Raw genomic sequence first — 14,690 nt, forward strand, 5'->3', positions numbered from 1 at the left:
AAGCGAGGCCCAACGGGGTGATGCTGACCCTGCAAGCGTTGGGCTTCGCAGGCTCAGCGCCAACCTACGGCAGCTAGGCTCAGCCGCGAACCCGCAGGCTGCGCCAAAGCGCCGCCAGCAGCAGGGCGCTCACCGCGGCCCAGCCGATGGCCTGGACGTTGCCCAGGGTCTCTTCGTAGAGCTGCGGGACGATACCCGCGCCGATGAGTACGGCCATCAGGGCGATTTCGCGGCGCGGTGCGGCTACCGGGCGGAACAGGTAGACCAGCGCCGGCAGCAGCAGGGCTGCGCTGGGGAAGCTGCGGTAGCGGGCATCGAACACCAGGGCCAGCATCAGCACCGCACCGGCGAAGCCGGAGGCGGCCAGCCACCAGCCGCCACGGGCGTCCAGCCAGTCGAACAGGCGACTGCGCAGGCCGCCGCGGGCCGACAGCGCCAAGGCGCCGTGGGCCAGGACGATCAGGTTGAGGCCCACCAGGAGAACCGCCCAGAGCCATTCGCCGACGAAGCGGCTGGTGACCCGCGCCAGCTCGCCCCAGAGGCCGATGCTGGCGGCGCCGACGGCGGCCAGCAGAGGCAGCGCCAGGGCCGCGCGGGTCGAGGCCGGGCGACCGGCGAGCGCCAGGGTCGCGAGGAAGATCAGGCCGGAGATGCCGAGCCACATGGGCCAGTAGGGCAGGTTGGTGACCGGGCCGGCGAGCACGCCTTTCTCCTGGCGGTCGGCATCGAGCAGGCCCCAGTAGCCGCCTACCGCACCTTCGCTGGCGCGTTTCCAGGGCTGGTCGAAGGCCTCGATCAGGTTGTAGCCCCAGCCGTTCTGCTCGGCCATGGCGACGAATCCACGGATGAACTTCGCCTCGTTGACCCGGCTCGGAATGGCCGTTTCGCGCTGGCGGCCTTCGCTCGGCCAGCCGGTTTCGCCGATGAAGATGTCCTTGGGGGCGAAACGATTGCCGAACACCTGGCGGATTTCAGCGACGTGGCGCAGGGCCTGGTCGATGCCGGTGGGGTCGTCTTCCCAGTAGGGCAGCAGGTGGATGGTGATGAAGTCCACCGCCGGCGCCACCTCCGGGTGCTGCAGCCAGAATTCCCAGACGTCCGCGTAAGTCACCGGTTGCTGCACCTGGGCCTTGACCTGTTCGATCAGCTTGGCCAGTTGGGCGCCTGTGACTTCCTTGCGCAGCAGCGTCTCGTTACCCACGATCACCGACTGCACCACGTCCGGGTTGGCGTTGGCGGCCTTGACCAGGAGGTTGATCTCCTTCTGGGTATCCACCGGGTTGCCGTTCACCCAGGCGCCCAGCATCAGCTTGAGGCCGTGCTTGCGGGCCAGATCCGGGATGGCTTCCAGCCCGGTCATGGAATAGGTGCGCACGCAGTGGAAACGGGTCGCCAGCAGGGCCAGGTCGGCGTCCATGCGCTCGGGCCGCAGAACGAAGGGTTCGTCGAAGGGCGACTGGTCCTTGTCGAAGGGGCTGTAGGACGCGCACTGCAGCTTGTGGCTGGGGGTGGCGGCGTCCGGCAGGATCACCGGCTTGCCGAGGCCATACCAGAGGCCGGCAAGGGCCAGTACGGCGACCAGGAAGGAGAACAGGTAGGGGAGTGCCGGGAAACGGGCGTTCTGACTCATGGCTAGGGGTGCTTGCGTGGGGGCAAAGCCGCGCATCTTAGCGGATTCGCCCCCCTCGCTCCTACGGCCCCGAAGTGGAAAATCCGCACAGCGAATTTCCAGGGGGACGGCCTCAGGCGTGGTGGTGCAACCAGGCGTGCCGGGGGATTGCCGACTTTGACTTGTCGTCCTTCTCGAAGCGCTTCCAGATCTTCTCGTGGAAGTAGAAACCCACCGAATTGCACAGCGGCTCGACCGCCGCCACCAGGCCGCCCACCGCCAGGCTGCCGGTCAGGACGTAGGCCACGCTGAAGGCAATGCAGAAGTGCATGAGGGTGAAGGTCACGGTCTTGAGCATGGCACACCTCGGTAATGAGAATGATTATTCGATGTGCAGAGGCTAGTTCCGGTGATCGATACAGGGAAATGTTCATCAAGCATGGTGTTGATAGCTTTGCTGTATGGATGTCCTACGACCTTGGTCGAGAATTGGCGGGCGTACGACTAAGGTCGTCTGTTGCGCTTGTACGACAGTTCTATTGTTGGCTTCACCAGCAACCCGCGCTGTGGAGGACAACAACAATGAACGACAGCACCTACAAGCGGATTCAGGAGAATCCGCGCTTTCAGGAACTGGTTTCCAAGCGAGAGCGCTTCGCCTGGATTCTCTCTGCCATCATGCTCGGCCTGTACCTGGCCTTTATTCTCCTGATCGCCTTCGAGCCGCAAGTGCTCGGCACCCGCATCAACGCTGAGTCTCCGATTACCTGGGGTATCCCGATCGGTGTCGGTCTGATCCTGTCCGCCTTCGTGCTGACCGGCATCTACGTTCGCCGCGCCAACGGCGAATTCGACCGTATGAACCAGGAAATCCTCAAGGAGGCTCAGTAATGATCGCCCGCATCCTTGCCGCACTCGGCCTGATGGTCATCGCACCCGCCCTCTGGGCCGCCGGTGCCATCGAGGGCGAGGTCCAGCGCCAGCCGCTGAACGTCTCCGCCATCGTCATGTTCGTTGCCTTCGTCGGCTTCACCCTCTGCATCACCTACTGGGCCTCCAAGCGCAGCAAGTCGGCTGCCGACTTCTATACCGCCGGCGGCAGCATCACCGGCTTCCAGAACGGCCTGGCGATTGCCGGTGACTACATGTCCGCGGCGTCCTTCCTGGGTATTTCCGCCCTGGTGTTCACCTCCGGCTACGACGGCCTGATCTACTCCATCGGCTTCCTGGTGGGCTGGCCGGTGATCCTCTTCCTGATCGCCGAACGCCTGCGCAACCTCGGCAAGTACACCTTTGCCGACGTCGCCTCCTACCGCCTGAAGCAGAAGGAAATCCGCACCCTGTCTGCCAGCGGCTCGCTGGTGGTGGTGGCCTTCTACCTGATCGCCCAGATGGTGGGTGCCGGCAAGCTGATCGAGCTGCTGTTCGGCCTCAACTACCACGTCGCCGTGGTCCTGGTGGGCATCCTGATGGTGCTCTACGTGCTGTTCGGCGGCATGCTGGCCACCACCTGGGTGCAGATCATCAAGGCCGTGCTGCTGCTCTCCGGCGCTTCCTTCATGGCGCTGATGGTGCTCAAGCACGTCAACTTCGACTTCGCCACCCTGTTCAGCGAGGCCATCAAGGTCCACCCGAAAGGCGAGGCCATCATGAGCCCCGGTGGCCTGGTGAAGGACCCGATCTCCGCGATCTCCCTCGGTCTGGCCCTGATGTTCGGCACCGCCGGCCTGCCGCACATCCTGATGCGCTTCTTCACCGTCAGCGACGCCAAGGAAGCCCGTAAATCGGTGTTCTACGCCACCGGCTTCATCGGCTACTTCTACATCCTGACCTTCATCATCGGCTTCGGCGCGATCCTGCTGGTCAGCACCAACCCCGTCTTCAAGGACGCCACCGGCGCGCTGCTGGGCGGCAACAACATGGCGGCGGTGCACCTGGCCAACGCCGTGGGCGGCAGCCTGTTCCTCGGCTTCATCTCCGCCGTGGCCTTCGCCACCATCCTGGCGGTGGTGGCCGGCCTGACCCTGGCCGGTGCCTCGGCGGTGTCCCACGACCTCTACGCTTCCGTGTTCAAGAAGGGCAAGGCGAGCGAGAAGGATGAACTGCGCGTGTCGAAGATCACCACCGTGGTTCTGGGGGTTGTCGCCATCGGCCTCGGCATCCTGTTCGAGAAGCAGAACATCGCCTTCATGGTGGGCCTGGCCTTCTCCATCGCCGCCAGCTGCAACTTCCCGGTGCTGATCCTCTCCATGTACTGGAAGAAGCTGACCACCCGCGGCGCCATGATCGGTGGCTGGATGGGCCTGGTGACTGCCGTGGGGCTGATGATCCTCGGCCCGACCATCTGGGTGCAGATCCTCGGCCACGCCACCCCGGTCTACCCCTACGAGTACCCGGCGCTGTTCTCGATCCTGGTGGCCTTCGTCGGTATCTGGTTCTTCTCCATCACCGACAAGTCCGCCGCTGCCGACGAGGAACGCGCCCGCTTCTACCCGCAGTTCGTGCGTTCGCAGACTGGCCTGGGCGCCAGCGGTGCCGTAGCGCACTGATCCGATCTGTTCACTTGCATGACTTGGGCAGCCTTCGGGCTGCCCTTTTTGTTGGCGCACTCGCTGCCGGAGCGCTGGCGGGTGCCACATCCAGTGTCAGTTTGGTTCCGTCCGTGCCTGGGACGGCTCCGCAAATGTTGTCGGAACGAGCGCTGGCGCCATCCGAGTGCCAGCCTCAAACCCTGCAGCCATGGGCCTTTGCCGTAAACCAGGAGCGACCGGCCTACTACCAAGGTCGGCTTTCGAATAAGTGCCGCTGTCCTAGATTCGGGGCGCCTGTAACCCGTGCCAAGGAGGACTACGGCGATGACCGACCCCATCAATGAGCGGATTCTGCGGAACCCGCGATTCCATGAGCTGGTTTCCCGGCGGCAGCGTTTCGCCGGGGCGCTCTCGGCCCTGATCATCGGCCTTTACCTGGCTTTCATCCTGACGATCGCCTTCGCCCCCGGCTTCCTGGGGGGGCGCGTCGTCTCCGGCTCGCCGGTGACCTGGGGGATTCCCATTGGCATCGGCCTGGATGTCCTGGCCTTCCTGCTGACCGGGATCTACGTGTACCGCGCCAATGGCGAATTCGATCGACTGAACGAGGAAATCCTCAAGGAGGCCCGACAATGAATGCGCGCACTCTCGCGGCCATCGTCCCGATGACTGTCATCCCCACCCTCTGGGCGGCCGACGGCGGGGCCGGGGGCCAGCCGCTGAATATTTCCGCCATCGTCATGTTCGTGATCTTCGTAGGGGCCACCCTGGGCATCACCTGGTGGGCCTCCAAGCGCAGCAAGTCCCGTGCGGACTTCTACACCGCCGGGGGCAGCATCACCGGTTTCCAGAACGGCCTGGCGATCGCCGGTGACTACATGTCCGCGGCGTCCTTCCTGGGTATCTCCGCCCTGGTGTTCACCTCCGGCTACGACGGCCTGATCTATGCCATCGGCTGGCTGGTGGGCTGGCCGGTGATCCTCTTCCTGATCGCCGAACGCCTGCGCAACCTCGGCAGGTTCACCTTCGCCGACGTGGCCTCCTACCGGCTCGGGCAGCGGCAGATCCGCACCCTGTCCGCCAGCGGCTCGCTGGTGGTGGTGGCCCTCTACCTGATCGCCCAGATGGTGGGCGCCGGCAAGCTGATCGAGCTGCTGTTCGGCCTCAACTACCACGTTGCCGTGGTCCTGGTGGGCATCCTGATGGTGCTCTACGTGCTGTTCGGCGGCATGCTGGCCACGACCTGGGTGCAGATCATCAAGGCCGCCCTGTTGCTCTTCGGCGCCACCTTCATGGCGCTGATGGTGCTGAGGCACGTCGGCTTCGACCTTGGCGTCCTGTTCAGCGAAGCCATCAGGGTCCACCCGAACGGCGAGGCCATCATGAGCCCCGGCGGCCTGGTGAAGGACCCGGTCTCCGCCATTTCCCTCGGCCTTGCGCTGATGTTCGGGGTGGCCGGTCTGCCGCATATCCTGATGCGCTTCTTCACCGTCAGCGACGCCAAGGAAGCCCGTAAATCGGTGTTCTACGCCACCGGCTTCATCGGCTACTTCTACATCCTGACCTTCATCATCGGTTTCGGCGCCATCCTGCTGGTGAGCACCGACCCCGCCTTCCAGGACGCCGGCGGCGCGCTGCTGGGCGGCAACAACATGGCGGCGGTGCACCTGGCCAATGCCGTGGGCGGCAGCCTGTTCCTCGGCTTCATCTCCGCCGTGGCCTTCGCCACCATCCTGGCGGTGGTGGCCGGCCTGACCCTGGCCGGTGCCTCGGCGGTGTCCCACGACCTCTACGCCTCCGTGTTCAAGCAGGGCAAGGCGAGCGAGAAGGATGAACTGCGCGTGTCGAAGATCACCACCGTGGTCCTGGGGGTTGTCGCCATCGGCCTCGGCATCCTGTTCGAGAAGCAGAATGTCGCCTTCATGGTGGGCCTGGCCTTCTCCATCGCCGCCAGCTGCAACTTCCCGGTGCTGATCCTTTCCATGTACTGGCAGAAGCTGACCACCCGCGGCGCCATGATCGGCGGCTGGATGGGCCTGGTGACTGCCGTGGGGCTGATGATCCTCGGCCCGACCATCTGGGTGCAGATCCTCGGCCATGCCACCCCGGTCTACCCCTACGAGTACCCGGCGCTGTTCTCGATCCTGGTGGCCTTCGTCGGTATCTGGTTCTTCTCCATCACCGACAAGTCCGCCGCGGCCGACGAGGAACGCGCCCGCTTCTACCCGCAGTTCGTGCGTTCCCAGACCGGCCTGGGCGCCAGCGGCGCCGTAGCGCATTGATCCGATCTGTTCACTTGCATGACTTGGGCAGCCTTCGGGCTGCCCTTTTTGTTTGCCTGGCAGGGAACGTAGGATGGATCGGACATCGCAATACCCGTCACCCTGCCGTGGACGCCGTTCGATGACCTACCGCATCGCCGCCGACGCCGTGCTCCTGCTGCACCTGGCCTTCATCCTCTTCGTGATGGTGGGAGGGGTGCTGGTGCTGAAATGGCCGCGCCTGGCGCTGCTGCACCTGCCGGCGGTGGCCTGGGGGGCAACGGCGGAATTCCTCCACCTTATCTGCCCGCTCACGCCCCTGGAGAACCAACTGCGCACGGCGGCGGGAGAGCAGGGCTACAACGGTGGTTTCATCGAGCATTACCTTGTGCCACTGATCTACCCGACGGGGCTGACGCCGGGCATCCAGCTCTGGCTCGGGGCTCTGGTGCTGCTGCTCAACCTGGTGCCCTATTGCATGCTGGCCAGGCGCCTGATGCGGCGCCACTAGCCGCGTTTGTCCCCATCATTCAGCGCCGTGATTCAAGGGTGGTGGGACTATGGTCTTCGCTACACTGCGGTTCATCTACCGCACAAGCAGAAAGGCACCTCACCATGCACAACCGCATCATGATCACCGGAGCCGGTTCCGGGCTCGGCCGCGAAATCGCCCTGCGCTGGGCGCGCGAGGGCTGGAAGCTGGCCCTGTCCGACGTCAACGAAGCCGGCCTGGCCGAAACCCTGAAGCTGGTCCGCGAGGCCGGCGGCGATGGCTTCACCCAGCGCTGCGACGTCCGTGACTACAGCCAGCTCACCGCCCTGGCCCAGGCCTGCGAAGAGAAGCTCGGCGGCATCGACATTATCGTCAACAATGCCGGCGTCGCCTCGGGCGGCTTCTTCGAGGAATTGTCCCTGGAGGACTGGGACTGGCAGATCGCGATCAACCTGATGGGGGTGGTCAAGGGCTGCAAGGCCTTCCTGCCGCTGCTGCAGAAGAGCAAGGGCCGGATCATCAACGTCGCCTCCATGGCGGCGCTGATGCAGGGGCCGGCGATGAGCAACTACAACGTGGCCAAGGCCGGCGTGGTGGCGTTGTCCGAAAGCCTGCTGATCGAGCTGAAGGAAGAGGGCGTGGGCGTGCACGTGGTCTGCCCGTCCTTCTTCCAGACCAACCTGCTGGACTCCTTCCGTGGCCCGACCCCGGCCATGAAACAGCAGGTGGGCAAGCTGCTGGAAAGCTCGCCCATCAGTGCCGCCGACATTGCCGACTACATCTTCCGGGAAGTGGCTGCCGGAGCCTTCATGATCCTGCCCCACGAACAGGGGCGCATGGCCTGGGCGCTCAAGCAGAAGAACCCGCAGGCGCTCTACGACGAGATGGCCAGCATGTCCGCCCGGATGCGCGCCAAACACAGCAGCAACGCCTGATGGAGGCTGGCCGATCGGTCAGCTTTCGCGCCGCTCAGGGTTGCCCGGCGACAGGCCGGGGGAGTAGGGTTTCTCCCCCGGCCTGACCGCCAACCTGGATGGATCCTCCGTGAAACCGCTGTCCCGCGCGCTGATGATGTCGGCGCTGGTGCTCGCCGCGATCAACCTGCGGCCCGGCATCACTTCGCTTGCCCCTCTGATCGAACGCATCGCCCTCGAACTGTCCCTCAGCCGCAGCCTGATCAGCCTGGCCACCGCCTTGCCGGTGCTCTGCATGGGCCTGCTGGCTCCCCTGGCGCCGCGCCTGGCGGTGCGCTTCGGCCTGGAACGGGTGATCACCGTCTGCCTCGCGCTGATCGGCCTGGCTCTGCTGGCGCGCCTGGGGAGTCGTGCCAGCCCGGTGCTGATCGGCAGCGCCGTGGCCATGGGCGCCGGCATCGCGGTGGCCGGCCCTCTGCTGTCGGGCTTCATCAAGCGGCATTTCCACGACCAGATGGGACGGGTGGTCGCCTGGTACTCCCTGAGCATGACCATCGGCGGTGCGGCCGGCGCCGTACTGACCACACCGGTGACCCAATGGCTGGACGACCGGTGGCACCTTGGCCTGGCTTTCTGGGCGCTGCCTGCCTTGCTGGCCGTGGCGCTCTGGTTGTGCCTGCCGAACCGTGCCGATTCCGCCGACGAGGCGGCCAGGGGTGGCCTGCCCTGGGGTGAGCCACGGGCCTGGCTGATCACTGCCTTTTTCGCCCTGCAGGCCGGGCTCTTCTATGCCCTCACCACCTGGCTGGTGGCTCGCTACCACGAGGCCGGCCTCAGCCTGCTGCGCAGCAACAGCCTGTTCAGCCTCTTCATGCTGGTGGGGCTGCCCAGCGCCTTCGTCCTGCCCTGGCTGGCGCAGCGCTTCGACAATCGCTACCAGCTGCTGCTGGCCTGCGGGCTGATCAGCGCCCTGTGCCTCGGCATGATCAGCTTTCAGCCGACCCTGCTGCCGGAAGCCTGGGCCGCCTTGCTGGGGCTCGGCCTCAGCGGCTCCTTCGCGCTGTCACTGGTGCTGCCGCTCTACGAAGCGCACACACCGCTGGCGGTGAGCCGCTGGACTGCGATGATGCTGTTCGCCGGCTACAGCCTGGCCAGCCTCACGCCCGTCCTCGCGGGTCTGGGCCGTGACCTGGCGGGCAACTACCAGGTTCCCTTCATGATCATCACCTGCCTCGCCCTGGTCATGATCCTGTTGGCCTGGTTGCTCGGCCGCGGCCGGCATTGAGGACTTCGACGCATTTCCTTTCTCCTGTGGCGGTCCTGTGTTAGAAGGCTGCCACTGTTTTGCTGGAGTGCCCGCGTGGAGTCCGAATCCATCGTCTATGGCTGCATCCGCGACTGGCCGTCGCTCGACGGCCATGAGCACCGCCTGCGCCGCGAGACCAACCGCCGCGTGCTGGACAGCCTGCCCAGCGGCGAGGCATGGCCCTTCCTTGGCCGTGAGATGTTCTCCTGCTGCGAGCAACCCGGCGAAGGCCTGTTCCGTACCCAGGTGATCCACTTCGGCGCCAGCTACTCGGCGGTGGAATACGAGTGGAGCCTCTGGGTCAGGGCATTCGAGGCCCTGCTCAAGCAGCTCTACTGGAGCAGCGCCGTGGTTCACCTGGAAACCGAGCTCAACGGTATCCACACCTTCCGCTGGGAAAGCGAGCAGGGCTTGCACAGCCCCCAGGAAGCCAACCTGCGGGTGCGTTGCGCCTGGGAGCGCGAAGGTGGCGCACGCGGCTGATCCGCCCTCGATCCACATTGCCGTTCCGGCCCAAGGGAATGCCACGATGCTCAACTACCTCTGGTTCTTTCTCGCCGCGCTCTTCGAAATCGCTGGCTGCTACGCCTTCTGGCTCTGGCTGCGGATGGGCAAGAGCGCCTGGTGGGTCGCCCCCGGGCTGCTCAGCCTGACACTCTTCGCCTTGCTCCTGACCCGCGTCGAGGCCGCCTACGCCGGGCGCGCCTACGCCGCCTATGGCGGTATCTACATCGTCGCCTCGCTGCTCTGGCTGGGCGTGGTGGAGCGTACGCGTCCGCTGGCCAGCGACTGGCTGGGCGCCGCTCTCTGCGTGCTGGGCGCCACCGTCATCCTGCTGGGGCCGCGCTTCTCGCAGAGCTGACGGCAAGGCGCGCTTGATTCCGGACAACAAAGGCGCCCTCTGACAGCCGGTACGGCAATTTCCCTCAACCAATGGTCGGGCGGTGCGGTCGAACGGGCATTACAGCCCGGAAAGCAGCTGCCAGAGCGGCCGATACGCTTTTCAGGCATCGACCCTCCCCCCAGCAGGAGGATGCCGGATGAACCTGCCGTCATCAGGGGCGGTGGCGCGTATCCTGGTGGTGCTCTATTCGTCGCTCCTCCTGGCCTGCACCTCGCTGCCGCGCATCAATCCCGACATGCTCCAATCACCGGCTCCCCAGGTGCAGCTGGACGACGCCCGCGGCCCGCTTCCGGAGGCGCGCAGCAATGCCATCCTCAAGCGCCTCAAGGCCTCTGGAATGGAGACCAACATCTTCGACCTGCACCTGGCGATCGAAGAGGCGCTGGTGGGTAGCCCGCTGACCGCCGGCAACAGGGTGGACCTGCTGCAGGACGGGCCGGATACCTATGCGGCCATGTTCGAGGCCATCGCCGGGGCGCGCGATCACATCAACATGGAAACCTACATCCTCGAAGGCGATGAAGTGGGGCAGCGCTTCGCCAATGCGCTGATCGCCAAGCAGCGTGCGGGCGTGCAGGTCAACCTGATCTATGACAGTGTCGGCACGCTGGGCACGCCGCCCGCGTTCTTCGCGCGGCTGCGCGAGGCCGGAATCAGGCTGGTGGAGTTCAATCCGGTCAATCCGATGACCGTCAGGGCCGGCTGGGATGTGAACCAGCGCGACCATCGCAAGCTGCTGATCGTCGACGGCCGCATCGCCATCCTCGGAGGGGTGAACATCAGCGGCGTCTATTCCAGCAGTTCCGCAGGTTCGGGACACCAGGGGCGACCTCGCGGCGATATGCCCTGGCGCGATACCGACCTGCGCATTGAAGGCCCGGTGGTGGCCGACCTGCAGAAGCTCTTCATCACCACCTGGGATCGGCAGAAGGGCGGGCCGCTGGTGGCGCGCCACTACTTTCCGCCCCTGGAGCGCAAGGGCAACGCGGTGGTACGGGCCATCGGCAGCTCGCCGGAGGAGCCCTACAGCCAGATCTACGCCACGCTGATCTCGGCGCTGCACAGCGCACAGAGCGAAATCTGGCTGACCAGCGCCTACTTCGTGCCCGATCCGCAGTTGATGGACGCCCTCAAGGACGCCGTATCCCGCGGGGTCGACGTGCGCCTGGTGATCCCCAGCAGCACCGATTCCTGGCTGGTGTTCCATGCCGGGCGGGCCTATTACGCCGAGCTGCTGGACGCGGGGGTCAGGTTGTACGAACGCCGCGATGCCTTGCTCCACGTGAAGGCAGGGGTAATCGACGGCGTCTGGTCCACGGTGGGGTCCACCAACCTCGACTGGCGCAGCTTCCTGCACAACCAGGAAGTCAACGTGGTGGTGCTCGGCGCGGATTTCGGCCAGCGGATGCGTAAGGCCTTCCTGGACGACGTGCAGGGCTCGGAGGAACTGACCCTGGAAAGCTGGCAACGCCGCCCGATCCTGGCCCGCATGAGTGAGCGGATCGGACGCATCTGGGGGTATTGGCTCTAGGTCACCGCTCGGGCATGCAGCCGTTCAGCCTGTTCGACGCCTGGCACTTCTCTTCCAGCGCCTGCAGGAATGCTGCCTCGTGCAGCGCGCGAGCGTCAGCCAGGAGTAGCCCGAGGGCCGAGGCGAGTCGGGCGGTTTCCTGGGGCAGGAAGGTGAAACGGGTGCCGTTCTCCAGGATCTGCAGCAGGTCGCCGAGTGCGGCCATGCGCTGGCTGGCGGCTTCGAAGAGGTGTGCGGAGGGAGCCAGCGCGTTGACGAACAGGACGTCGTCGTAAGGCTGGGACTCTGGTGGGAGGGGCTTGAACTCGGTCATGGCCGGCCTCCGAGGTGGTGAAAGTGCGGAGCCGAATCGAGCGGGTAATGCATATCCTTGCTTCCTCGCGTGAAGGTGCGACTGCCACCGGCCTTTGCGAGAGGCATGGGTGGCGGGCCGTGCAGGGGTCGCAAACCGGTCACGTGAGGAAACCCGGCAAGGCCATAGCCTTCCCTGCACGGCCTGCCATGGACTTGAAAAGCATCCGGCATACCGTGTCCCGCGTGAGTCCGGGTTGCGACACCCTGCCGCGGTTGTCACCGCGATGGCGCGACTCTAGCGAGGGACTTTGTAGGCGATCAAGGAAAAAGCCGCGTACGAAATGTCCTGTCAGGCGGTGGTCAATTCAGTGCCCGAAAAGCGGATGCCGCGAGCCGGGAAACTCAGGGAAATCCCCGGCTTAGAGCGGTTTGCTGGAAGTTAGGCGAAAATGCCGACGAAAGGCCTGGGTTTTTTGTGGTTTCGTCATCCGATTGTCATGCGGCGGCTACACTCTCACCTCAGAGTGTATTGGTGCTCTGTGCTTTGTTTAGGCCGCCGTCTGGCGGCCTTTTTTGTGCCCGCCCGTTTGTCCGGCCAGGCTGTCGCTGGTACGGATATATCGTCACTTCATCGCCAGCGTCGCCATATCCGGTTACAGAGAAGTCCATTCAATTCAGGTGGATAGGTTCGTTTTTCCGACGCTGAAGGCTCCCGTCCGAGTTTTGACGCTGCCCTGTCCGGCATCTACTACTCACTAATACCGCAGATGCGGGAATCAGACTCTTTTCGGTCAGGTGTGCTGAGGGTGCGGGATCTTGCAGTGATCTTGCGGGGTTTCTGCGTCTCCGGTTTGGCCAGCCCTATCCTGGCGAGGCAGCGAAAATGGACGATCCGGCACATCGGACCACGGCGCGATCGAAGCTCGGTCAATCGGCTTTCCTGGTGCTGGCTTGTATCCTGGCCTCCCTGCTGGCGGCGCGCAGCGTGCCGGCCGAGACGCCCCAGCCCGACGCCAAGTGGCTGGAGCCGGCGCGCTCCAGGATGATGGAGAACCCCAGTGGGCTGCCGTTCTTTCCCCACCGGGCCAATACGCCGAACAACACCCTGCTCAATGCCGCGGACTTCGATGACGCCCAGGTCTGCGGTGCCTGCCATACCGAGATCTACCAGCAGTGGCGTACCTCGATGATGGCCCACGCCTGGGAAGAACCCATCTACCGGGCCCTGCTGCGCCACGCCAGCGAAGCCACCGAAGGGCGGGTGGACAACTTCTGCACCGGCTGCCATACGCCCATCGGCCTGACCACCGGCCGCATCAATTCGGCGGTCAACCGTGCGTCGGTGGAATTCACCGCCAAGAACGTGCCCATGCCCGGCGTGGATTGTGAGACCTGCCACAACATCAGCGCACGCACCGGCCTGGACAATGGGGCCTATGTGCTCAGCCCACGCGCCCACGGCAAACCGACCAAGTTCGGCCCGCGCGAAGACGGCGTTTCGCCCTACCACGACACCGTCTATTCCGACCTGCATACCCGCTCGGACTTCTGCGCCACCTGCCACAACGTGACCCATCCCTTCAGCACCGTAGCCGTCGAACGCACCTACGACGAGTGGCTGGAGAGTCCTTACAGTTTCAATGACCAGAGCTGCCAGAGCTGCCATATGCCGGGCTTCGCCGGCAAGGCCGCGGTCATGGGGCCGGATCGCCCCGACGTGGCCTCCCACTGGTTCACCGGGGCTAACGCGGCGGTGCTGGATTACCTGGGGCAGAAGGAGGCGGCCCAGCGTGCCCGGGAGCAACTGGCGAAGGCGGCGGAGATCAGCTTCGAGTCGATTCCGGTGAGCCTGGTGCCGGGGCAGGAGGTGTCGGTGCGGGTGAAGGTCGCCAATGTCGGCGCCGGGCACAAGCTGCCCACCGGCTTTCCCGAGGGGCGCGAGGTGTGGATCGATTTCCGCGTCGTGGATGGTTCCGGCCGCGAGCTCTATCGCCTGGGGGCGATCAAGGACGGCGCCACGGAACCGGATACCCGCAACTTCAAGGTCCATCTCGGTGACAAGGACGGCAAGGAACTGGACATCGAGGTCTGGAACGCCACCCAGATCCTCTCGGACAACCGCATCCTGCCGAAAGGCTATGACATCAGCGAGTTCACCTTCGAGGTGCCGAAGGATGTCACCGGCCCCGTCACCCTGACGGCGGAGCTGAATTACTGGCCCTTCCCGCAGCGACTGGTGGACTACCTGCTGGGCAAGGACAAGCTGATGGTGGAGGTCACGCGGATGGCGCAGGTCTCGCGCAGCCTGCCGTTGGGGATCGCGGCCCAGGCGGCGCGCTGAGGGCTACAACTGGCGGCGGGTCGGGGCATGGTTCCTGTGGGGGATTTCAATCGCTGGGCGAACTATTCGGGCGTTCAGGGGCAGTTGCGCTGCCCTTTGCGAATGAGTTGGCTATGTCTGAATTAAGTGTTGCTGAAACGTCCTGTGCCAAGCTGATTATCGAACGGACGGCGAGTCCCTGTTTCGCCTCCCGGCGAGTCTCTTTTTTCAGTCGCCAAAAAAGAAACCAAAAAGGCTTGCCCCGGCATCCGGCCCCGGCTTCGCCGGGGTTCCCTTGCTCCATCGTTGCTCCGGGGCCGCGGCGTGAGGGGCCATCCTTGGCCCCGCACGCCTCTCGCGGCATCCATGCCGCTCGTCCCCCTGCGCAACGATTCCGCTCGGCCTTCTGACGGGGCGCAGTCGCTGCCCCACCGTTTTTACTCGGCTTCAGGCCTGTTTGGGCTTCAGGAAGTTTCTGGACTCGCCGGCGCGAGTCACCCCTCTCCTCTTCTGGGGTGAAGAGGCAC

14 protein-coding genes are annotated in these 14,690 nt (G+C 65.0%); 11 read left to right on the top strand and 3 right to left on the bottom strand.

All coding sequences use genetic code 11. The annotated features are described in order from the left end of the window. Window positions 1–79 precede the first annotated feature (79 nt). Together ACFW0H_RS24070 and ACFW0H_RS24075 are read right to left on the bottom strand one after the other, a co-directional pair. Window positions 80–1,630 (bottom strand): glycoside hydrolase family 17 protein, encoded by a 1,551-nt coding sequence (locus tag ACFW0H_RS24070; protein WP_422916364.1) that lies wholly within the window; start codon window positions 1,628–1,630, stop codon window positions 80–82. Between the two features lie 112 nt (window positions 1,631–1,742). Then, window positions 1,743–1,967: a DUF2061 domain-containing protein gene (locus ACFW0H_RS24075; RefSeq protein WP_422916365.1), complete on the bottom strand. Its 225-nt coding sequence runs from the start codon at window positions 1,965–1,967 to the stop codon at window positions 1,743–1,745. A 224-nt stretch (window positions 1,968–2,191) separates the two neighbouring features. On the opposite strand from ACFW0H_RS24075, the gene ACFW0H_RS24080 reads away from it, so the two are divergent. The 10 genes from ACFW0H_RS24080 (at window position 2,192) to cls (ending at window position 11,549) form a co-directional block, all read left to right on the top strand. Next, the gene (locus tag ACFW0H_RS24080; RefSeq protein ID WP_422916366.1) at window positions 2,192–2,500 is read left to right on the top strand and encodes a DUF485 domain-containing protein; all 309 of its coding nucleotides are present in this window, start codon (window positions 2,192–2,194) and stop codon (window positions 2,498–2,500) included. Next, complete coding sequence (locus tag ACFW0H_RS24085; RefSeq protein WP_422916367.1) at window positions 2,500–4,158, top strand: cation acetate symporter; 1,659 nt, start codon at window positions 2,500–2,502, stop codon at window positions 4,156–4,158. The genes ACFW0H_RS24080 and ACFW0H_RS24085 overlap by 1 nt, the downstream gene beginning before the upstream one ends. 306 nt (window positions 4,159–4,464) lie before the next feature. Then, a complete protein-coding gene (locus ACFW0H_RS24090) occupies window positions 4,465–4,776 on the top strand; it encodes a DUF485 domain-containing protein (RefSeq protein WP_422916368.1) in 312 nt (103 codons plus the stop codon). Beyond that, the gene (locus tag ACFW0H_RS24095) at window positions 4,773–6,422 is read left to right on the top strand and encodes a cation acetate symporter (RefSeq protein WP_422916369.1); all 1,650 of its coding nucleotides are present in this window, start codon (window positions 4,773–4,775) and stop codon (window positions 6,420–6,422) included. The genes ACFW0H_RS24090 and ACFW0H_RS24095 overlap by 4 nt, the downstream gene beginning before the upstream one ends. Before the next feature lie 121 nt (window positions 6,423–6,543). Beyond that, complete coding sequence (locus ACFW0H_RS24100) at window positions 6,544–6,912, top strand: DUF2784 domain-containing protein (RefSeq protein ID WP_422916370.1); 369 nt, start codon at window positions 6,544–6,546, stop codon at window positions 6,910–6,912. A gap of 104 nt (window positions 6,913–7,016) precedes the next feature. Next, entirely contained in the window at window positions 7,017–7,829 is an 813-nt protein-coding gene (locus ACFW0H_RS24105) for an SDR family oxidoreductase (RefSeq protein WP_422916371.1), read from the top strand. Between the two features lie 109 nt (window positions 7,830–7,938). Beyond that, window positions 7,939–9,093: an MFS transporter gene (locus tag ACFW0H_RS24110; RefSeq protein ID WP_422916372.1), complete on the top strand. Its 1,155-nt coding sequence runs from the start codon at window positions 7,939–7,941 to the stop codon at window positions 9,091–9,093. Window positions 9,094–9,168: 75 nt separating this feature from the next. Then, the gene (locus ACFW0H_RS24115) at window positions 9,169–9,597 is read left to right on the top strand and encodes a hypothetical protein (RefSeq protein ID WP_422916373.1); all 429 of its coding nucleotides are present in this window, start codon (window positions 9,169–9,171) and stop codon (window positions 9,595–9,597) included. Between the two features lie 46 nt (window positions 9,598–9,643). Further along, a complete protein-coding gene (locus ACFW0H_RS24120) occupies window positions 9,644–9,976 on the top strand; it encodes a YnfA family protein (RefSeq protein ID WP_422916374.1) in 333 nt (110 codons plus the stop codon). Window positions 9,977–10,154: 178 nt separating this feature from the next. Beyond that, on the top strand, window positions 10,155–11,549 hold the full coding sequence (gene cls, locus ACFW0H_RS24125) for a cardiolipin synthase (RefSeq protein ID WP_422916375.1): 1,395 nt from the start codon (window positions 10,155–10,157) through the stop codon (window positions 11,547–11,549). A gap of 1 nt (window position 11,550) precedes the next feature. Here the strand turns inward: cls and ACFW0H_RS24130 are convergent, their stop codons facing one another. After that, window positions 11,551–11,862 (bottom strand): hypothetical protein, encoded by a 312-nt coding sequence (locus ACFW0H_RS24130; RefSeq protein WP_422916376.1) that lies wholly within the window; start codon window positions 11,860–11,862, stop codon window positions 11,551–11,553. An 864-nt stretch (window positions 11,863–12,726) separates the two neighbouring features. Between ACFW0H_RS24130 and ACFW0H_RS24135 the strand changes: the two genes are divergently transcribed. Next, complete coding sequence (locus ACFW0H_RS24135; protein ID WP_422916377.1) at window positions 12,727–14,184, top strand: multiheme c-type cytochrome; 1,458 nt, start codon at window positions 12,727–12,729, stop codon at window positions 14,182–14,184. Window positions 14,185–14,690 lie beyond the last annotated feature (506 nt).

This window comes from Metapseudomonas cellulosilytica (assembly GCF_049334135.1).
In the GTDB taxonomy this organism is placed as follows: Bacteria; Pseudomonadota; Gammaproteobacteria; order Pseudomonadales; family Pseudomonadaceae; genus Metapseudomonas.